Origin of the sequence: Novosphingobium mathurense, from assembly GCF_900168325.1 — a bacterium.
GTDB classification, from domain to species: domain Bacteria; phylum Pseudomonadota; class Alphaproteobacteria; order Sphingomonadales; family Sphingomonadaceae; genus Novosphingobium; species Novosphingobium mathurense.
Map to the genome: position 1 here is coordinate 62724 of NZ_FVZE01000003.1, position 20157 is coordinate 82880.

Below are 20157 nucleotides of genomic sequence, written 5' to 3' on the forward strand. Positions count from 1 at the left end.
GTTTTTTCGCCTTTGGATTTCGCGAAAATTACCTTCCATTCGCAGTAAGCCGAAGCCTGTCAATCACTGGTTTGACTTCTGATCCCACTGGATCGAATCCGGATATCACGTTGGGGATAGGGGATTTCGATCCCTTCGCTCCTGAACTGCCTGGCGATCTCGAACTTCAGTTCCGACGCCGTCCCTGCGCCTGTCGTCACATCCGCCACGAAGCAATAGAGCCAGAAATCGATCGAACTTTCGCCGAATTCAGCAAATGAGACGAACGGTTCAGGGGCCGTGAGGACAAGCGGATTGGCACAGGCAATTTCCAGGAGGAGCGATTTGACCCGATCGACGTCGGCTTCATAAGTCACCCCGATGGGCACCATGATGCGTGTCGGGGCGCCGCTGAAGCTCAGATTCTTCACGCTTCCTGTGATAAACTGTGAGTTGGGTATGATGATATGATGGCGGTCGAACGTCTCAATCAGTGTCGAGCGCACGGCGATCTTTCGCACGATCCCCGAATGCTCGCCGACCTCGACCCAATCGCCTTCCTTGATCGGACGCTCAAAGAGCAGGATCACGCCGCTTGTAAAATTCTCGACGACCGATTGCAGGCCGAATCCGAGCCCGACGGACAAGGCGCCGGCGACGAAGGCGAGACTTGAAAGGTCCAGACCGGTCGACACAAACGCGACCAGAGCCGCGAGGATCACGCCAAGATAGCCAATCCCGGTGACGATCGCCGCCTGGCCACCCCGGTCGAGACCGAACTCGGGCAGAATGGAGGAACTCAAGAAGCGCTGCGCCGAGCGGGTCACGAAATAGCCGACGATGAAGACGAAGACGAAGGTAATTGCATCGCCCGCGGAGACGCGGATATCGCCGAAGGTTACTCCGGTGCGCATCAACGTAATTGCATCGTTGATCTGCTGCCATCGATAGCCCCAGATCAAGGCTATCGCGATCAGGCTTCCTGCCAACAGAAGCAATCCGGTAAGAAGCGGAATGAAATGCAGGACCTTCCGATAGGCGTACAAGGGGCCGGCAACCAGCGCTGCAAGGATCATCCTGATCGAACGGTGCAAATAGATCGCAATGGCAATGACCGCGAGCGAAGCGAGCGCAGAACCGAATATGTCCCGAGCCAGCATGAGGTAGCCGGCCAGGGCGGTCAAGACGGTGGCGAGCGACAGCAGTTTCAGCGCACGGGAAAGCGGAGTGGAAAAGTCGAACGCGACGTCCTGGCCAACTGATCCGAGGGGCGCGGCCAATTGACGTTCGTCCGCCCCCTTCTTTTGCGCAATGTGGATAAGGTTGGCCAAATGCCAGATCAGAATGCCGCCCATGATCGTCAACAAGGCGGTAAGCAGGTCGGTGATCGGCTTGGTGACAAGCGTCATTTCCTCGAACCAGGAAAGTATGACTGTTGCCCCCAGAATGGCGCCTGCATAGCGGACAGTGCCAAGCATCCGTCTCGCGGTGACCTGAGACGTGCTCACGAGCCGCAATTCCTCGAACGGCGAAGTCAGCACCGAGCTTCCGATCCAATGTGCAATGGCAAGGATCACAGCCGCAAACGCCAAGGCAATGCAAAATCGCAAGAGAGACTGAAGATCGAGGAATGGAGAGGCCAGCGCCACGATCGCCAGTTCGATCAAAACCGTCATGATCCCGAACAGCGCGGCTGATGAAAGGTCCAGCGCCAGGTTCATGCCCAATTTCGAGGCCAGACCGTTCGCTTCGCCGATCGCCCGCCTTATGCGAGTCCCGATTCCGCGCCAGAGCCGGAAGATCAGCACCGGGCCGAGGACGGCCAGCAACATGGCGACGACCAAAGGTGGCAGGAGCGATGAGATCCCTTTCGTACGCGCAGTCGCGCCTATCACCTTGGCGCTCGCCGCCAATCCATGGCCAATGTCGCGAAAGGAACCAATCCAGAGTGCAGGATCGACAGGCGTACCGGAGCGGCGCATCGTGTGTTCATGGTTGAGGGCTGCAATGCGCGCGTCGAGCTCCGCCACCAGCGCTCCGGCTTGCGCCTGGGCTTCGCGCATCCGCAATGTGGGCGCCATCACCTTCCCGAGACGATCGTCAAGGATCTCGCGCTGCTTGGTCACAGCACCCGGTTCGCTCTTGCCCTCTGCGGGTACAGGACCAAGCGAAGCGATCTGGGCCTCCAGGATCCTTTGCTCGATGGTCGCGCCGTCTGCCAGTGAGAGGGCCGTGTTCCGATCGGCGGCCAGACTGGCGCGAAGCGCCTCCAGTTGCCGCATCATTTCGTAGGAGTGCGTGAGCGTGCCATTGGTGAGCACGCTCTGCGCTTCGGCGGCATCCTTCGCGAACCGTTCAAGGAACGGCGTGCTGGCCGCTTGTGCGAGCGCCAATTTGGGCATGGCGAGGAGTAGGAACAAACAGAGGAGTACGTCGATGCCAGTCCATCTTCGGTGGCGCAATTGCCTGGCCTGGCCCCATCTGACGCACTCCCCTGTGCGTTGTCGCAGCCATATCCCCCGCATGGATCGACGGCTCCGCCAAATCACCTCAACACGGGTCGGAACGACCCGGACCCCATCGCATTTGGATGCCCCAAGATCATCCTCAATCCTTGAACAGGCTCGAGCTGTCCTGCGAATTCTGCTTCGACGTCGCGGCCTTGGCGCAGAACTCTGCCGTGTCGTGGCTGTGCAATCCCATAAAGACACCTGTCGCCATCCCGAGGTGTCCGATCAGTCTCTTTCGAAGCTTGTCCCTGTCCTCGTCACTGGCCTGATCTTCTCCGGTCAGGAAGCCCTCCTGAAGCACTTTGCCGAGCTTGGCCGGATCGAGTTCGAGCTCGTCACACATGATCGATGCCGCAGAATAATAGCCGAGATAGACGAACAGGCCGCGCTGACTGGGATCCCAATTGTCCGCCAATTCCTTGTCCAACGCGGTGAGCGCTGCTTCCTCCTGGGTGGGCGCGGGTTCAGCCTGATCTTGGGCCAGCGCAATGGATGGATATGCCAGCGCCAGGCCGAGAATGGTCGGCAAAATGGTAATTTTCATCACACACGCTCCCCCTGGTCAGTAACGAAACTCTCTCGAGGTCCAATAAGCGGAATACCCCTTGTTGCGCTCGTAACAGACGCGCTGAGCAGGGTAGCAGGTTATGTCGCGCGAAGGTGAGAAGCTCGCATCGCCGCGCCCTCCATATCCATAATTGGAACCGCTGCCGCAGGAACTGTCCGGAACGGAGACAATTGAATCGTACCTCCCGTCGCGCGTTGTAACCGCGACGCACTGATCGTCGTGCTTGTTCCACCAGTACGCCCAGCGGCTGTATGTTCCGGTGCCCGAGGACTTGAACTTGTATCCGCGCTTGCCCATCTGTCGTTCGCCCGAAGATGCCTTAATGCCTATCAGGTCGCGCAGCTCGTAAGGTGTCGTGCGCGAAGAACCGGAAGGATAGTAATCGTCGCGGTCCTTGTCCTTCTTCTTGGAGGTGGTAATGGCAAGTGCGCCGATAAGGGCTGCAGCGCCCACGACCGCTACTGCCGTTCCATTGCCGCCTCCTGACTTTCCGCAATCCTTGTTCGACGCCTTGTCGATCGCTTCGTAGCGTCCATCGAACGTCGTGACCGTGATGCACTGGCTCTTGGACTTGTTCCACCAGTAGGTCCACTTGCGGTCCGTGCCGCTCTTCGTGCTGATGTTTTCGTAGCCGCGATCCTGCAGCAGCCCTTCCCCGGAACTGGAGCGGGCACCGACGACGTCGCTCACGTCCGAAGGCGTTTTAGCCTGGGCTCCAGGGGTCATTGCAACAGCGATCAGCACGGTCCCGGCCAAGAAGGCCGTTCCACGCAATGTTGCCTTGTCTTTCATCGCCTTCGTCCTTTCTTCCCAATCCGAATTCGATGCGAACTGCTGCGCGCCGGAACCGTCAGAACGTCGGCATGCGCCGATCCGAGGGCACGCAAAGCAACTCGGTTCCGATTACGACCAATGCCGCGACGCGACAGCCGCGTCCCATCTGAATGGGTCGACTGCCTTCAGACCTTGTTCTTGAAATGATGTGGCGTCTCTTATCGGCACTGACGCCTGCTTCGGGGGCAGTATGCTCGCGCGTGGCTGACACGAGCCTGGCAAGCGCGGCCACGTTGATCCGTCGCGACCGCTGCAATCTCCCCAGGATAAATTCCTGCCTGCATCGCAAAACATAACAGCCTCCGGCCAATTGACCCCGACTCGTCTGCGAACCCGTGTTGTTATTGAATCTCCACTTTTCGGGAGATCGCTCGCCTCAACTGGGCGAATTGCATTGCGAATTTGTCCCGCGCTCACCGACCGGTTACGCCTCGATGGTCGGCTTGCCGTAGAGACCTATTTTCCTTGCCCTTAGTTTTACGGTACAGAATACCGTCCACTTGATACAGTATGTTAATGCGATTCGATAGCTTGTATGTGTTAAAAAATGGACGTAATGATCCTCGCCGATGTCGAGACCTTGGACGAGTCCTGAAGTCAAGTCGATCGCCGTGCATGATCTTCTCTAAATAATATTGCACTGCGGCAATAATCAATTTCTGATCCAGGTCGTGAAACGAAGCGTCAGCCGATAATCTCCGGCATTCCCGTTGCATGTTATGAAGCAACATTGGGGAGTTGGTCATGAAAAGCCTGTTTCTTCTGACTGCAATTTCGACCCTGTCCATCACGCTCGCGTCGGGATCGGCGGTCCTGGCCCAGTCGACGCCTCCGGGCTTGAGCGACCTGGTGGGCGCCAGGGGCGCCGGCGGAGAATCCCAGTTGGAGGCACGCGGCTACCAGCACGTCAGCACGCAAACCGGCACCGATCGCAAATGGAGCTATTGGTGGAATCCGCGGCTGCAGCAATGCATCTCGGTATCGACGGTGGATGGCCACTATGCCTCGATTGTTTCGACCCTCCCCGCCGACTGCGGGCGCTCGGGCGGTTCTGACGCCGGGCATAACGACGTCCCACAGGTCATGGTCGGAAGGAACGGACAAGGCGAAGTCATCTTCAAGGGCAACAATTGTGTCGCCTACTACGACGCCTACGGGCGCCGCAGCAAAGCCTTGCCTGCCTGTTCCGGCGGCCAGATAAGCCATGCTGACGAAGCCATGATGCGCTATCGACGCGAACAGGGAATGGATGGTCCTGCGGCGGATCACAGCCCGGACCATCCCGGCCACGGAGCAGGCGTCATCAGGTTGACTTGCTTCGGTGAAGGGCACCGCCCCCAGGCCCGGACATATCCCATCCTGCGCTGGGATCGTCGCGATCACGAATTCGACACCGACTATGCGACGATCATGTCGAAGCGCGAATTCGACACCATGGTCCAGATCGACATTCGCGGGAGCACCGGGAACATCTGGCTTCCCAAGAGCCTGATACCACCGGTCCATTCCGGCGGTGACCATGGCTGGTGGGAACTGCGCAACCTGGCGGTCACGGGATCGCAAATCACCGGGAGTTACAAGCTCAACGGTCTCAACAAGCCGAAAGTCACGATCGACCGCAGACGCGATCGCATCAGCATCAAGGGGCAGCGCGATTTCAAGGGAACGTGCGAGGCCAGTGGCGGCTGACGGACGAGCGTCAAGCCGACAAGGCTATGGGCCAAAGCAGGGCCCGGCACTCGCGTCACAATAACTACATTGCAGGTCAAGGGTCGCACCGCAGATTCGAAATTGAAATCTTGTTTTGGAGAGAGCGATGTATTTTCCCGCACCGTGCAAAAATCGCCATCCAGTTCGATCCCGTTCGGTCGGAGCCGCGGCTACGCTTTCCATTGCGGTGACGTTATCGGGATGGGGCCATGCACTGGCTAGCCAGCCCCCCACACAGATAGGCCCCGACGATCTCGCATTCTCGGTCTCCAACATGGACACCAGCATCGATCCGCGGAAAGATTTCTATCTCTTTGCGGCAGGTGGCTGGCTCAAGCGCGTCCCACGCCCCGAGGATCGCGCATCGTACAGTTTCCCGGTGATCCAGGGAAAACGGATCAAGGATCAACTCAAGGCCATTATCGCCGCCGCGGAGCGGGACGCCCCGACAGCGCCAAAGGGCACGTCCGCACAATTGGTCGGCGATTTCTACAAGGCCTTTATGGATGTCGACCGTCGGCGCGAAGAGGGCATGAAGCCGTTGCAGGAGGAATTCGCCAAAGTTGACGCGATATCCTCGATTGCCGACCTTGCTCGATATTCAGCCTATGCCGCAAAAACGGATGGCATCGCACTGCTGATAAGCTACGGCCCCTCGCCGGACCTTGCCGACAGTTCGCGCTACGCCATCTATGGCGGCCCCGGTTCGACAGCGCTCAAGGATGAGCGCGACGTCTACCGTTCGGACGAATCCGCGCCGCGCCGCATCGCCTACCGCAAATATGTCCACGAAATGCTGAGCACGGCTGGCTATGCGCCGACCGAGGCCGATCGCGTGACCAAGCTTGTGCTGGATATCGAGACCGAACTGGACAAAGCGCAACTCTCGCCTGCGGACAAGCGCGATTTCAACAAGCTGAACAATCGCATGGCGCTGGCACAAGCGCAGGCATTACTGCCCCAGATCGATGTAAAGACCTATTTCTCCGAGCTTGGCATCCCCGAACCGAAAGACGTCATCGTCACCGAACCGACTTATTTCACGGCGGTATCGAACATGCTCAAGCAGCGGCCGCTGCAGGATTTCAAGGACTACGCAAAGTTCCGGCTGATCAAGCAGTTTTCCGATTTCCTGTCCCCCGATTTCGATGAACCCAAGCGGGCGCTCAATCAGGCGTTCACCGGTGTTGCAACTTTGCGCCCACTCGACGAACGCGGGATCGCGCAAGTGCAGGGAGGGCTTGGCCAGCCACTCAGCCAACTCTATGTGCACGCCTATTACGACGAGGATACGCGCAGGAAGACCAGTGAACTTATCACGTACATTATGGCCGCGATGGAAAAGCGCATCCCTACGCGTGACTGGCTTTCCGATAAAACCAAAGTCGCGGCTCTGGAGAAACTGAAGGCATTCAACAACAAGGTTGGCTATCCGGACGAATGGATCGACTATTCGAGCGTGAAAATCGTCCCGGACAACCCGGTTGCCAATGCCAAGGCGATCATATCGTTCGGCCTGAAGCGCGAACTGGCCAAGCTCGGCGGCCCGGTCAAAAGTGACGATTTCAATGGCGAAAGCACTCTACCGATAGCGATGAACGCCGCTTACCAGATTTTTGAGAACGGCTTCCAGATCACCGCTGCCATTTCGCAGGCCCCCGCGTTCGAGCCGAATGCCGATCCCGCAGTCCGCTTTTGTCGGTTCGGCGCGTTGATTGGCCATGAAACGACCCATGGCTTCGACAGCACAGGCCGACAGTTCGATGCCAAAGGCAATCTGCGTAATTGGTGGACTCTGGAGGACACTAAGGCGTTCGTGACCGAGGCGCAGAAACTGGTCGACCAGACCGCGCATACCGAGCTTGCGCCGGGCCACGCCAATGACGGCAAGCTATGGGTGGGCGAGAACATGGCCGACGTCGGGGGCATCAAGCTCGGGTATACCGCTCTGATGGATTACCTGAAGGACCATCCGCAGGAAAACGTGAAAATAGACGGCTACACCCAGCAGCAGCGCTGCTTCATCGCGTGGGCGCAGCTATGGGCCGAAAACGCGACCGAAGCTTATCTGATCAATGTTGCCAAGAGCGCCGACCATCCGCCGAACATCTACCGCACCGTCGCACCGCTCCAGCATTTCGACGCCTTTTACGAGGCGTTTGGGATCAAGGAGGGCGACCCGATGTGGCTGCCGCCGGAGAAACGAGTCAATACCTGGTAGCCCCGCAGTGACTGGCCCACCGTGGATGTCGCAGCGATCCGCGCCAGCACCGGCCTGTCTCAAGGTGCGTTCGCGCGCAGCATTGGCGTGGCCAAGGGCACGCTGCTAAACTGGGAGCGGGGCCGCCGACGGCCCACTGGGCCTGCCCAGGTGCTGCTGGCAATGATCGCTAAGAAGCCTTCGCTGGTAAGCGAACTGCTGCGCTAGGCCAAGTCTTCCACCGGACATGTTCGGAACCAAAGGCAGTTCCAAAGGGTAGCCGATGAGACAGGCTGAACCGTCAGGATGGTTCGAACTGTGCTGATGCGTTTTACCTGTGGCCATCATGGCCATAGGAGATCTGTCATGGGATTATCAGAATTTGATCCCGCCATTCGCGAACGCGTTTCGTGGAACGCTGGGCGCAAAGTGGGACCCAAGCGTGCACTCAAACCCCGGCAGATCTAGGCGGTGCGCTTCTTCCTCGATCAACATCGACGCATTCGGGATCGGGCCCTCTTCGATCTCGCGATCGATAGCAAGCTACGCGGTTGCGACCTGGTAAGGATGAAGATCGGCGATATCGTCTGTGATCGCAAAATTCGAAACCGCGCTACCGTGGTTCAGCAAAAGACCGGAAGGCCCGTCCAGTTCGAGCTGATGGACGATGCTCGCGCAAGCCTTCCCAAATGGCTTGAACTCCGGCGCGGCTCTTTGGAAGATTTTTGTCTTCCCCCGTCGCACAAACCACGCCGCCCACATTAGCACGCGGCAGTATGCTCGCCTCGTTGACGAATGGGTCACAGGAATTGGCTTGCCCTGCGAGGACTACGGCACGCATTCTCTGAGAAGGACCAGGGCGTCCATCATTTACAGGGCCACAGGCAATCTCCGGGCGGTTCAGATCCTGCTTAGCCATACGAAGATCGAAAGCACGGTCAGATACCTAGGCGTCGATGTGGAAAACGCATTGGTTTTGGCAGAGGGCACCGAAATCTAACATCTTCTGGCTCCCCGTTTAGGCGGGGAGCCAAGTCCCTTCTGCTATCTATAAGCCGCCGGGAATTGCGACCTTCTGTACAGCGCCTACCGGCCCAGATTCCCTATACGCAGGGGATAGCGGGTGTTCCGCTCCTGGGAAATGAGAAACGACAGCTGAATGGCGACAAGGGGTCGTATTTGTTGTGAATGACCACCGGGTTCTGGGACATGGTGCTCAGTCAGTTTCGGAGTACCAAAGTAGCTATGGCTGACGTAAACTGTCGTCCAGGCACCGTCCGATGTCGCCGACAGCCTTACCATTCCCAGGCAGAATTCGATCCTCCGATAGCTGCCAATCACTAGTGCCACCTGCTGGCACGCGGAGAGGATCGCCTTATCGGTGTAAGGCGCCTTTCTGCTTCCCATGCGCCTGAATTGGGCAAGCCTGCTGCATTCTGCTGGATGGACGTTGGAAAACGGAATGATTAAGCCATAAGACAACATTGGCCTGCGCCACATGCTGACAAGATCGTAAGGTAGTTATACCAGCGCCTTGTAAAGGCTGAAGATGCTGGTTGCGGTGAGAAGGCCTCCGACGAGCGCGAGAAGCAGCTTCGCCGGGATCTTCTTCGCGATGATAGCGCCAAGCGGGGCTGCTAGAAGTCCGCCGAGGATGAGGCCGATCGAGGCGATGGTGAAGGCCTGAAGGCCCAGCGTCAGAATGAAGGTGAGCGACACGGTCACCGTCAGGAAGAATTCCGCTGTGTTGACTGTCCCGATCGTTGTGCGCGGCTCAGTGCCCTGGACCAGCAGGTTCGAGGTCACGACCGGCCCCCATCCGCCGCCGCCTGCGGCATCCAGAAATCCCCCCAGGAGGCCCAGTGGCCCTACGAAGCGGGCGGGCTTGTGCTCATGGTGGTGGCTCATTTCCCAGGCGCGCCACAGCAGGTAAAGCCCGATGCCGGTGAGGTAAGCCATAACGAAAGGTTTGGCGATCCCCGCATCGATATTGGTCAGGAGATAGGCCCCCGCCACGCCGCCAGCGACACCGGGCAACGCGAGGCGAGCAAAGAGCGTCCAGTTCACGTTGCGATGGAAGATGTGACTGATCGCCGACGCTGCCGTGGTGAAGGTCTCCACCAGATGTACGCTGGCCGACGCGCGCGCCGGGGCTAGCCCGATGACGCTGACCAGCAGCGTGTTCGTAATGACGCCGAAAGCCATGCCCAACGCGCCGTCGATGAGTTGAGCGCCGAAGCCGACCCCGATGAACGGAATCAAGGCTTCCAGATGGTCTGTCGTGAGTTCGGGAACAGAAAACACGTGCGATCCTTTCGCGATCAGAATTCGATTTTGAGGGTGAAGCCCCAAGTGCGGGGATCGCCGGGCTGGCCGACGATGAGACCGGTGTTGCCCGAGGGCACGGCAAGCTGTTCAAAGTAGCGGACGTCGAAAGCGTTGCGGACCCAGCCGTAGATGTCGAAGCCCGCGGCCGTGCGGAAACCGGCCCGCAGGTTGGTCAGCGCATAGCCCTCGACCCAGGTATTGGCCGACGGCGTGGGGTTGGACGAAAAGGCGCTGCGATAACTACCGTCGACACCAAAGTAGACTTCACCATCCTGGCCGAGCAGGGTTTGCGGGGTGTTCGCTTCCGCGCCGTATGAGAACGACCACTTCGAAACGCCGGGCAGGCGCTGGCCCGAAATGTCGCAGTTTGCGGGACTGTTGCTGCCGCCCGACATTTCGGGCGGGCAAGGTGCGTCGTTGAACTTGCGATAGGTCGCATCGGTAAAGGCGCCGTTGGCATATGCATTGAAGCGCTCGCTGGGGCGGACCGATAAGTCCCACTCGACGCCCTGCGTGCGGACCTTGCGCGCATTGGCGAGATAGCCGCGCAGGACCCCGAGCTGCCCGTTGGAGACGAGCGCCTGATAGTTGCCGATCTCCGTGCGGAACGCGGAGAGGTTCAAGGTCGCCTTGCGGTCCCACAACTGTACTTTGATCCCGGCTTCGTAGTTGTTCACCGTTTCCGGCTTCACCGTGGCGGCGGCGAGCAGCGGATTGCCGTCCGTATTGGCGGGTACGCCGTTGAGGTTGATGCCGCCCGACTTGAATGACTTGGCATAAGTCGCATAGGCAAGGACATCAGCGGCTAGCTTGTAGCTGAGCGTCAGGTCATAGCTGAAGTTCCAATCGGAGAATTTAGTCTCGAAGCGCTGCGGGGCAAGGACGCCGCGCTGCGCCGCGATCCACGGATCGTTCGCATAAGGCCCGGAGAACTGCACGAGCTGGCGCGTGCCGTCAGAGGCGGTGCCGGTCACGACCGAATCGTATAGGCCCTTCTTCTGGTCGTAGTTCACGCGAAAGCCGGGTTGCACGGTGAAGGCGTCGGTCACTTTCCAGCTGATCTGCCCGAACAGCGCCGCGCTCGTGTTGTAGAGACGGATGTCGTTTTCGGCCGTCAACCTGTCGAGTACGATGGGGTTGTTCGACAACGCACTGCTGGGATTGAGCAGCCATTTGCTGGCCGCCGGGCCCTGCTCCTGAAGGCCCTGTGTACGGACTTTCTGGTGAAAGCCGAACAGGCCGACGACAAAGTCCACTTTGTCGCCCGATTGGGCAAAGCGCAGTTCCTGCGTGAACTGGTCCTGCCTGGAAGGGTTGTTCGATGCCGTCGTGATCGGCAGGCCCGTGAAGTCGCGGTCGTTGGCAGGCCTCCAGTCCCAGAAGCGCCATGCCGTGACCGAAGTGAGCGTGCCGAGCCCGGCATCCCATTTGATCCGCAAGTTGACGCCGCCAATCCTGTTGCCCGCATTGAGGTTCGCATCGAGGTCGGTGAGCCGATCGAACGCGTTGGTGCTCGGCACCGTATAGTTCTGTGCGGTGGCGAGCGACGCGAACTGGCGATTCACCGCGCGCTGCGTGGCGCCGGTGCGGACATAGATCTGGGCACAACATTCTGGGTTCTGTGTGCTGAAATCCCCTTGCAGCGTCACGTCGAGAGCATCGCTGGGACGCCACAGAAACTGGCCGCGCAGGCCGAGGTTGTCCTGCTCGTTGACCCAGTTGTCGGTCGTGACGTTGTAGATTGTTCCACGCCGGCTGGTCGCGGAAAGCGCCACGCGTGCAGCTAGCATGTCCGAAAGCGGACCCGATACTGCCGCCTTGGCCTGCTTGAAGCCGAGGTTGCCGATCGAGACCTCCGCACGGCCTTCAAAATCGAAGGTCGGCTGGCGCGTCGTGATGTTGATCGCGCCAGCGCTGGTGTTCTTGCCGTAAAGCGTGCCCTGCGGCCCGCGCAGCACTTCGATCTGTGCGACATCAAGGAAATCGAACGTGGCCGAGGCGACGCGCGAGTAATAGACGTCGTCGACATAGATGCCGACACCTTGTTCGATGCCATCGTTGGTGAGGCCGAACGGCGCGCCGATGCCGCGTATATTGACGGCCGTGTTGCGTGGGTTCGAAGAATAGAACTGCAGGGTCGGCGTCAGCTGCTGGAGGCGGCCGACGTTGAAGGTCCCGGTATTGTCGATGTGCTCGCCCCCGATCACTGAGATCGCGAGCGGCACGTCCTGCGAAGTCTCGGCGCGGCGGCGCGCCGAGACGACGATTTCTTCGTGATCCGACTGACCGGTGCCGACCGAGGTCTGGTGTTTATCCGCGGTGCCGGCGGCAAGGGCCGGCATGGATATGAAAACGGTTGAGGCGAGCAGGACGCCCGCCAGTCGTGAATATTTGCGCATGATGCTTCCCTGGATGAAAGGGATGCGTCCGGTGGTCCGGTCAGCACCAGGCTTGTTCTGATTTGTTAGAAATAAACGGATTCGAGAACGTGGCAGTCAGACGAAGCGGTGTTTTTCCGTCACTTCCATCTGCACGAGCTTGCCTTGGTGAACAGTCAGTTGGATGCCGCCGAACCGGATTTGCGCAAGCGCTTCGCGAACGAGATGAAGTGGATCGGATTCTGCAAATTGCGCTTGCCTGCCGGTTCGATCATCTTTGCCTTCAGTCATAGGCCCCTCTGAGTTGGTCAATGGCGATGAACGATCAGCCATGGCCATCATATATTCACTACCATTTTAGTAGACAATAGGCTTGCGATGAAATTTTTGTTTGCTGCGGCGAAGCGATAGGAAGAGGTCTGGCGCCGCGCTCCGCTCACTCGGCGCCGTAGGCGGGTTCCAGCACGATGGGGTCGGCAAGTGTGATCCGGTCGAGGACAGCGGCGGTTTCGTCGCGGACTTGCAGCATCAGGCTGCGCAGGCGACAATTGCTCTCTTCCACGCAGTTCTTGCACTTCTCGTGCGAGAACCGACTGGCGCAAGGCACCAGTGCCAACGATCCGCGCATGATCCTGACGATGTCGCCATAGCGGATGTCGACCGGAGAAAGAGCAAGAGCGTAACCGCCATCCTTACCGCGCTGGGCGAGGACAACGCCCTCCCGCCCTAGCTCAGACAGGATAACTGTCAGGAACTTGGCGGGAATGTTTTGCTTCTCCACTATTTCAGAGAGCGGAACCAGGCCTTCGCCATAGCGATCCGCCAGATGCTGCAAGGCTCGGATCGTATAACGGGTTTTCTGGGAGAGCATCGCTCATTGTCGATCGAAGCGATGCGGAATTCAATACCCGATGGCCACGGTAGGTGGAGCGAAGCGGACTCGGAGGGCGATTATGACGCCGTCTTAATGTCAGGGGGACGATATCGGAGCGAGCGGTGCGGACAGCCGTTTTGTCGGGCCGAAGCCCGTTGACGGGACCCGCACCGACGATTGGAGAACTATCTCGCCCTAGCATTCCCAAATGCGACAGATCGCATCCGGCCCGTCTCGCGCCTGCGGCATGGAGAAGCTGACATTCCGGGCTTCGGGAGCGGAAATCGAAGCCTGAACGGCCCGGAAGGGTCGGCGATGGCCCCCAATTTCCTCCGGACTAATCTCAGGGTATGCGGTCAACCACATCTCGAGGAAACCCTGCGGCGAGATGATCGATCAGCGCGCGCACGGCTGGAGGCAATCCCCGGCGTGTCGTGAAGACCAGATGCACGTTTCCTTGAAGCCCGCGCCAGGCAGGCAGCACATGGACAAGCTTGCCCGCAAGCAATGCCTCGCGGCAGACATGATCGGGCAGGATAGCGACACCAAGTCCATCAATGGCTGCCTCTCGCACCGCCGCCATGTCCGTGCAGGCCATTCGAGGCTCGACCCGGAAGACATGCTCCCTGCCGTCCTCGGTCTCCAGATGCCATTCCAGATCGTCTGCCGCGTCATCGGTCGCCAGTGTTGGAATTGTCGCCAGTTGAGCTACTTCAGAAACTTGGCTTGCCAGTTGAGGACAGGCGACGAGGATACGGGTTGATCTCCCGAGCGAGCGCATAGTTAGGGCGGCATCACTGTTGAGTGTTGCGCGCACCCGCAGGGCCAGATCGATCCGCTCTTCGATAAGGTCCACTGCGCGGTCCGTTGCCACGAGTTGCAACCGCACCTTGGGATAGCGGGCGAGGAAAGAGGATATCAGGCCCGATATCGGCCCGATCATGCCGGTGGGGCAACTGAAGCGTATGCGGCCATGAGGTTCAGCCTGCGCCTGCAAGACGAGTGCCTCCGCCTGCTCCGCCTCGACCAATATGGCCCGGCAACGCTCATAGAAAGCGAGCCCTGTATCCGTTACACGGAAGCGGCGGGTCGAGCGCTCGATCAGGCGGAGGCCAACGCGTTCCTCCAGACCTGCGATGCGGCGGCTCAGCTTGGACTTGGGCTCCCGCAATGCGCGCCCCGCCGCCGCAAAGCCGCCATGGGCCACCACTTCGGCAAAATAGGCATAGTCGTTCAGATCGATACGCATCATCGTTCCTCCTACGGAACGCTAAGTGCCATATCTGCTCACTACACGCACCATCGTTCTGAGAGCATCTCATAAGGGCAACGGCGCTTCGCCGAAACCCGAAGGAGAAAGACAATGACGGACAAGTTCAACAACAAGGTGGTGGTCGTGACCGGCGGCACGAGCGGCATCGGACTGGCGACGGCGAAGGCTTTCGCTGAGGAAGGCGCCTCGGTCTTCATCACTGGGCGACGACAGGAGGCACTGGATGCTGCAGTGAAGGCGATCGGCGGCCGTGTGACGGGTGTACAGGGCGACATGGCGAGCCTGGCCGATATCGACCGGCTCTATGATGTCGTCCAGCAGAAGCATGCGCAGATCGACGTCGTGTTCGCCAACGCGGGCGGTGGCGAGATGCTTCCGCTTGGTTCGATCACCGAAGAGCATTATCAAAGTACCTTCGACACCAATGTGAAGGGCGTCCTGTTCACGGTGCAAAAGGCGCTGCCGCTGTTGAGGGACGGGGCCTCGATCGTCCTGACAAGTTCGACCACCAGCATATCGGGCACACCTGCCTTCAGTGTATATTCCGCGACCAAGGCGGCAGTCCGCAACTTCGCGCGCAACTGGATCCTCGACCTCAAGGATCGGCACATCCGTGTGAACGCCATCAGCCCCGGCGTCACGGACACCGCCGGCCTCAACCACCTATTTGGCGGCGGCGAGCAGGCGCAGGGAACAAAGGACTACCTTGCCAGCCTGATCCCGGCAGGCCACGTCGGCCAGCCCGAGGAAATTGCCAGGGCTGTGCTGTTCCTGGCCTCTGACGACGCCAGCTTCGTCAACGGTGTCGAACTTTTTGTCGACGGCGGTCAGGTGCAGATCTGATCATCAAACCCGAAGGCCGGATGGAGTGTTGCCTCGTGCAGCAGTTCATCCGGCTCTCGGAAATTGGGTCGGTGAGAAAGGGAAACCGGACTGAGCAGACCTGGGAACGCGAAATCGGCGGCTGAATGTCGTTGAAGGGTCGACGTGGGAACCGTTGCTACGTGCACCTGTCACCACTGGCACGGCAATTGGTTACCTAAAAAATCGGACCTTCATTGGCAGTGTCTGCTATTCACAGCTGTCGGATCGAGGCAGTGGTTTCTGACGGCCGAACCCTCAGCTTCGGCCACGCCCACTTGCTGCAAATCGCCTCATCAGAACCACGCCGGGGATCAGTGGCAACCACAAAGTCAGGACGCGAAGCATAAACGTAGCGGCGATCGCCCCTTCGAAGCTAACACCCAGCAAATGAAGCGTGCTGGCTGAGACCAGTTCGAAACTGCCCAGGCCAAGCGGGATCGGTCCTAGCGTTGCGGTTATCGAGGCGAGGATGAAGGCAATCAGCGGGGTCGATGGCGCGGATTCAATGCCGAGCGAACGCAGGCAGGCATAAAGTGTTGCGCTGTCGGCAGCGAAGACGGCTGCGTTGCACATCATCAGCTGCAAGAGCAGCGTGCGGTCGCGCAAGAGGTTCGCTGGTGCTTGCCCGACCGTTTCGAGCAGGCGGCGGATCGGACGGATGTTCTCGATAGTGGGAGGTAGGGGCATGCTCCCACGGGCCCGCAGCCACAGAGCCAGTGCTGGTATGGCGATCGCGACCAGAACAAAGGTCGTGATCAGTCCCACCATCAACGAAGTGGCATGTCCGTGCAGCCACAGCAGAAGCAGAGTGACGAGAGCGAACAGCATATAGGAGACATAGAAGCCTAGCATCGAGATCAGAAGCGCAGCGACGGCCGTTCCCCGACTGGCACCTAATGTCATCAATTGATCAACCAGCAGTACATTACCACCCATGCCGGCCGTCGGCAGAGCCTGATCGGCAAACAGCTTGGAGAGCGCGATGCGGATGAGTGGCATCATGCGATACCGTTTGCCTTCCGACCGGATGATGACGAGGCGCCAGCCCGTCGCGACGGCGGCATAAGTCGAAAACTGAAGGAGGAGAGCGGCAATCAGCCAGCCAGGCTCAGCCCTGCGGACCAGAGTGACAAAATTGGCAAGTTCACCCCAGTGCAGCACAGCTCCTACCAGCGCCGCCGCAATGATAAGACCTGTGAACCAGCCGCGCCAACTGGTCATGATCAAGCGCTCACGATGGACTGGCGCCGTTTGGCAATTTCCGTTCCCAGCGCGTAAACCAGAACGATCAGCATCAGCAGCGCCATCACGGCCGGCGGTAGCGGACTGAACGCAAAGGTATCACCGATTGTGCCGCTATAGGGCAGGCACACGGCGAGGATCGCAACGAACACGCTGCTCCAAAGCAGCAGCGGCGCGGGTGAACTGCTCCAGAAGTGCCTGCTCGTCCGCAGCACCAGGAGTGCTGCCAGCTCAGTGAGCAAGGACACGGTGAACCAACCCGTGCGGAACAGGGCGGGATCGGCGCGCACAGCCCAGTGCAGCAGCCCGAAGGTCAAAAGGTCGAACAGCGTGCTGATAAGCCCGAAGGTGATCATGAAATGGCGAATGCGGCCAATGTCCCACCGCTGCGCATGAGCGAGCCGCTCCGGATCGACGGAGTCGCTGGCGATGGTGACGGCGGGCAGATCAGAAAGGAAATTGTTGAGCAAGATTTGTACCGGCAGCATCGGCAGGAAGGGCAACAGCACCGTTGCCACGGCCATGCTGACCATGTTGCCGAAATTGGCACTGGTGGTGATTGCGACATATTTGAGCGTGTTTGCGAAAGTGCGGCGGCCATCTTCCACACCGAGCCGGATGGCGTTGAGATCGGGGCGCAGCAAGACAATGTCTGCACTCTCGCGCGCGACGTCGACGGCGCTGTCGACCGAGATCCCGACATCGGCCGCGCGCAATGCCGGGGCATCATTGATGCCATCGCCCATGTAGCCGACCGCATGGCCAGCCTTCTGGAAAGCCCGAACGATCCGCTCCTTTTGCTGGGGCTCGACTTCGGCGAAGACATGGGCGTCTCTGCATCGCGCCGCCAACGCATCGTCATCGAGGGACGCTATTTCATCGCCTGTCATCACCTGGCCGGAGGGCAGGCCGATAAGATCGGCCATATGCGCACTGACGTAACGGTTGTCGCCGCTGACGATGCGCACGGAAATGGCGCGATGTCCCAACGCCGCCACGGTCTTTTCAATTTCCGGTTTCGGGGGGTCGAAGAAGAGCAGGAAGCCTTGAAGGCAAGCCGCGCCATCCTCTCCGCTGGACAGGGCCAGCACGCGGAAGCCCTGACCGGCGCTGTCGCGGACAAAGGCATCAATGGCTGAGCGCCGCTCGCGGTCGAGCGGCTTAGGACTGCCGCAAGACCACACGGCCATGCAATCTGCCAGCACTTGGGCAACAGCGCCTTTGGTAATGGTGATCCGGCCGCCATCGGGCTGTGAGACCGAGACACTGAACCGCCGCCGTGCGAAATCATAAGGCCTGTCACTCATCCGGCCGAAGCCAGTCAGGTCCAGACCGGCAGCTGTGGCGCTGGCCAATACGGCCTCATCCAGGGGACTTGTCATCCCGGTCTGGAAGGTAGCGTTAATTGCGGCCAGCCGGAGCACCTCCGTCGATGTTGCGCCATCAAAATCAACGGCGGCGGAAAGCGCTATCGCGCCCTTGGTCAGCGTGCCGGTCTTGTCGGTGCACAACAGGTCCATGCCGCCCAGGTTCTCGATGGCCTGCAACCGTCGGACGAGCACCCCGCTCTGCGTCATCCGGCGCGCACCGGCAGCCAGCGTCACGCTAACGATCGCAGGGAGAAGTTGCGGCGAGATCGCCACGGCAAGCGCCATGGCAAACAGGAGTGAATCCATAAGGTCGCGCCCGAGAGCCATCGACCCCATCAGTACCAGGGCAACGACTACCAGCATCACACGCATCAGCATCAGGCCGAAGCCAGCGAGGCCGCGAGCAAATTCTGTTGCCTGCTCGGCCTTCTCCAGATCCTGTTCAATGGCGCCGAATAGCGTATCCTTGCCAGTGCGCACAATCAGCATGCACCCCGAGCCGCTGCGGATCGATGTCCCGGCAAAGAGAGCACCGGTGCGTTCAGTGATCGGCGCATCGACGAGTGCTGCGCCAGGCCGCTTCTCTACCGGAAAGGGCTCGCCGGTCAGTACGGCCTCATCGGCCAGCAATCCGTCGCTCTGCAGCACCCGGCCATCTCCGGGGACCAGATCGCCAGCCTTGAGCAGCGCGATGTCGCCTGGCACGACGCGATCAATGGCCAGTTCGACTTCCTGTCCGCCTCTCCGCAATCGCACCTTGCGCACCAGTCGCGAGCGCAACTCGGCAATAGCCTGTGACGCGCGATATTCCTGAGTGAACCCCAATATGCCGCTGCCGCCGATGATTAGCAGTATGATTGCTGCATCGGTCCATTCCCGCAATGTGATCGAGAGCACTGCCCCGACAATAAGAATTAGCACCAACGGGCTGGTGAACTGGGTGAGAAACAGGCGCAAAGCGCCGGAATGACTGACGCGTGTGTCTGCATCGGCTTTGAGCGCGCCGGTCGAGACAAAAGGCAAGCCCTGCACGGGATCGCTTTCCAAACGCCGCACCAGCAACGAGAGATCATCACTCCACCAAGGATATTCCTTCGCTATAGCGCGGCATCCTGATTCCAGCGGGGAATTCGTGATATATCGCGCCTGAAAAGCTGTGTGTAGCGTGCTTGATGGCGTTGGCTGCCAAAAGGTTCGCATTGAATAGCAGCCGTTATTCCCGTTACTCAGCTCAGAACCTGCCATTTTGAAGTTGGTCGGGCGTTGCCACAATAGCAGACAGGCCGCACCTGAGAGCGGGAAGTTGGCGGTTAACGGGTCGACGGCCGAAGGGAGTGTCATGCGCAAGAGGGCCTTTTCCTGCCCGCCGTTGATCTTGCCGCGCAAGCGATCGAACAGGCGTGCCTTGGCGATGAGGAAGGCAACGTGTTCACGGCACCATTCTTGCGCTGCCAGGGTAATTTCTGCGAACCAGTTGAGCCAGGCGCGGATCTCGTTGGATCGGCTCGCGCGCTGCAGCTGCTCGTAATAGGCCTTGCGATGGCGCTGGATCGTCTCGGCTATGGCCCTAATGGCGGGAGCATCGAGGGATTGCGCCAGAGCCTTCTCAGCCAAGGCTCGGCCGAGGCGTCCGTTGCCGTCCTCGAAGGCATGGATTGATTCAATCCAGAGATGGACGAGCCCAGCACGAAGCAAGGCGCCGGCAGGCGTTGCGCCCAACGGCCCGGTCTCATTGAACCACTCGATGAGCTTGGCCATTTCACGGGGAACACGTTCAGAAGGCGGCGCTTCAAATTGGACCTTGGGGGTATGGATGGCTCCCGAGACGATCTGCATCGGGTCGGCATGCGTTCGATAGTTTCCGATTTCCCGCAGGTCTCGCCGTCCGTTCATCAGCATGGCATGCCAGCGGCAAAGCATCTCGTCGGTAAGAGGGGCCGCGTAGGTCCGATAGAGGTCGGCCATGAGTTCGGCCGCGCCGGCTTCAGCCGCGCTGGCACGCGGCGCATCGGCCTTGATACCAAGAT

General features: G+C 59.7%; 14 protein-coding genes and 1 pseudogene. 5 read left to right on the top strand and 10 right to left on the bottom strand.

Annotated elements, in window-relative coordinates; genetic code table 11:
* Positions 1-59: 59 nt before the first annotated feature.
* From B5483_RS11365 to B5483_RS11375, 3 genes are all read right to left on the bottom strand, one after another.
* Entirely contained in the window at positions 60-2381 is a 2322-nt protein-coding gene (locus B5483_RS11365) for a mechanosensitive ion channel family protein (protein WP_176168015.1), read from the bottom strand.
* Between the two features lie 205 nt (positions 2382-2586).
* Complete coding sequence (locus tag B5483_RS11370; protein WP_139383970.1) at positions 2587-3036, bottom strand: hypothetical protein; 450 nt, start codon at positions 3034-3036, stop codon at positions 2587-2589.
* 15 nt (positions 3037-3051) lie between these two features.
* The gene (locus tag B5483_RS11375) at positions 3052-3747 is read right to left on the bottom strand and encodes a hypothetical protein (RefSeq protein WP_176168016.1); all 696 of its coding nucleotides are present in this window, start codon (positions 3745-3747) and stop codon (positions 3052-3054) included.
* Between the two features lie 888 nt (positions 3748-4635).
* On the opposite strand from B5483_RS11375, the gene B5483_RS23510 reads away from it, so the two are divergent.
* From B5483_RS23510 to B5483_RS11395, 4 genes and pseudogenes are all read left to right on the top strand, one after another.
* Positions 4636-5580 (top strand): hypothetical protein, encoded by a 945-nt coding sequence (locus B5483_RS23510; RefSeq protein WP_245829039.1) that lies wholly within the window; start codon positions 4636-4638, stop codon positions 5578-5580.
* A 295-nt stretch (positions 5581-5875) separates the two neighbouring features.
* Positions 5876-7822 (top strand): M13 family metallopeptidase, encoded by a 1947-nt coding sequence (locus B5483_RS11385; RefSeq protein ID WP_176168017.1) that lies wholly within the window; start codon positions 5876-5878, stop codon positions 7820-7822.
* A gap of 21 nt (positions 7823-7843) precedes the next feature.
* Positions 7844-8029 (top strand): helix-turn-helix domain-containing protein, encoded by a 186-nt coding sequence (locus B5483_RS11390; protein WP_245829042.1) that lies wholly within the window; start codon positions 7844-7846, stop codon positions 8027-8029.
* 138 nt (positions 8030-8167) lie between these two features.
* Positions 8168-8801: pseudogene (locus tag B5483_RS11395) on the top strand (tyrosine-type recombinase/integrase).
* A 521-nt stretch (positions 8802-9322) separates the two neighbouring features.
* Here B5483_RS11395 and B5483_RS11405 read toward each other — a convergent pair.
* The 5 genes from B5483_RS11405 to B5483_RS11425 form a co-directional block, all read right to left on the bottom strand.
* The gene (locus B5483_RS11405) at positions 9323-10105 is read right to left on the bottom strand and encodes a sulfite exporter TauE/SafE family protein (RefSeq protein ID WP_079730436.1); all 783 of its coding nucleotides are present in this window, start codon (positions 10103-10105) and stop codon (positions 9323-9325) included.
* Between the two features lie 17 nt (positions 10106-10122).
* A complete protein-coding gene (locus tag B5483_RS11410) occupies positions 10123-12528 on the bottom strand; it encodes a TonB-dependent receptor (protein ID WP_139383971.1) in 2406 nt (801 codons plus the stop codon).
* 96 nt (positions 12529-12624) lie between these two features.
* Positions 12625-12840 carry a YezD family protein gene (locus B5483_RS11415; protein ID WP_245829045.1) on the bottom strand — a complete coding sequence of 72 codons (216 nt, stop codon included), beginning with the start codon at positions 12838-12840 and terminating at the stop codon, positions 12625-12627.
* A 103-nt stretch (positions 12841-12943) separates the two neighbouring features.
* Positions 12944-13378, bottom strand: coding sequence for an RrF2 family transcriptional regulator (locus B5483_RS11420; protein WP_079730439.1), 435 nt, complete (start codon positions 13376-13378; stop codon positions 12944-12946).
* A gap of 346 nt (positions 13379-13724) precedes the next feature.
* Positions 13725-14633 (bottom strand): LysR family transcriptional regulator, encoded by a 909-nt coding sequence (locus tag B5483_RS11425; RefSeq protein ID WP_245829048.1) that lies wholly within the window; start codon positions 14631-14633, stop codon positions 13725-13727.
* Between the two features lie 111 nt (positions 14634-14744).
* Here B5483_RS11425 and B5483_RS11430 point away from each other — a divergent pair, with 111 nt between their 5' ends.
* Entirely contained in the window at positions 14745-15497 is a 753-nt protein-coding gene (locus B5483_RS11430; RefSeq protein WP_079730440.1) for an SDR family NAD(P)-dependent oxidoreductase, read from the top strand.
* 276 nt (positions 15498-15773) lie between these two features.
* Here the strand turns inward: B5483_RS11430 and B5483_RS11435 are convergent, their stop codons facing one another.
* Together B5483_RS11435 and mgtA are read right to left on the bottom strand one after the other, a co-directional pair.
* Complete coding sequence (locus B5483_RS11435; protein WP_079730441.1) at positions 15774-16739, bottom strand: lysylphosphatidylglycerol synthase transmembrane domain-containing protein; 966 nt, start codon at positions 16737-16739, stop codon at positions 15774-15776.
* 2 nt (positions 16740-16741) lie between these two features.
* Positions 16742-20095 (bottom strand): magnesium-translocating P-type ATPase, encoded by a 3354-nt coding sequence (gene mgtA / locus B5483_RS11440; RefSeq protein ID WP_281251243.1) that lies wholly within the window; start codon positions 20093-20095, stop codon positions 16742-16744.
* Between the last annotated feature and the right edge of the window lie 62 nt (positions 20096-20157).

Bases quoted from the DNA above. Each gene is read 5' to 3' on its own strand.
- B5483_RS11430 (WP_079730440.1), top strand. From the start codon at position 14,745: ATGACGGACAAGTTCAACAACAAGGTGGTGGTCGTGACCGGCGGCACG.
- B5483_RS11385 (WP_176168017.1), top strand. From the start codon at position 5,876: ATGGACACCAGCATCGATCCGCGGAAAGATTTCTATCTCTTTGCGGCA.
- B5483_RS11410 (WP_139383971.1), bottom strand. From the start codon at position 12,528: ATGCGCAAATATTCACGACTGGCGGGCGTCCTGCTCGCCTCAACCGTT.
- B5483_RS11420 (WP_079730439.1), bottom strand. From the start codon at position 13,378: ATGCTCTCCCAGAAAACCCGTTATACGATCCGAGCCTTGCAGCATCTG.
- B5483_RS23510 (WP_245829039.1), top strand. From the start codon at position 4,636: ATGAAAAGCCTGTTTCTTCTGACTGCAATTTCGACCCTGTCCATCACG.
- B5483_RS11435 (WP_079730441.1), bottom strand. From the start codon at position 16,739: ATGACCAGTTGGCGCGGCTGGTTCACAGGTCTTATCATTGCGGCGGCG.
- B5483_RS11365 (WP_176168015.1), bottom strand. From the start codon at position 2,381: ATGCCCAAATTGGCGCTCGCACAAGCGGCCAGCACGCCGTTCCTTGAA.
- mgtA (WP_281251243.1), bottom strand. From the start codon at position 20,095: ATGGCCGACCTCTATCGGACCTACGCGGCCCCTCTTACCGACGAGATG.
- B5483_RS11425 (WP_245829048.1), bottom strand. From the start codon at position 14,633: ATGATGCGTATCGATCTGAACGACTATGCCTATTTTGCCGAAGTGGTG.
- B5483_RS11415 (WP_245829045.1), bottom strand. From the start codon at position 12,840: ATGGCTGATCGTTCATCGCCATTGACCAACTCAGAGGGGCCTATGACT.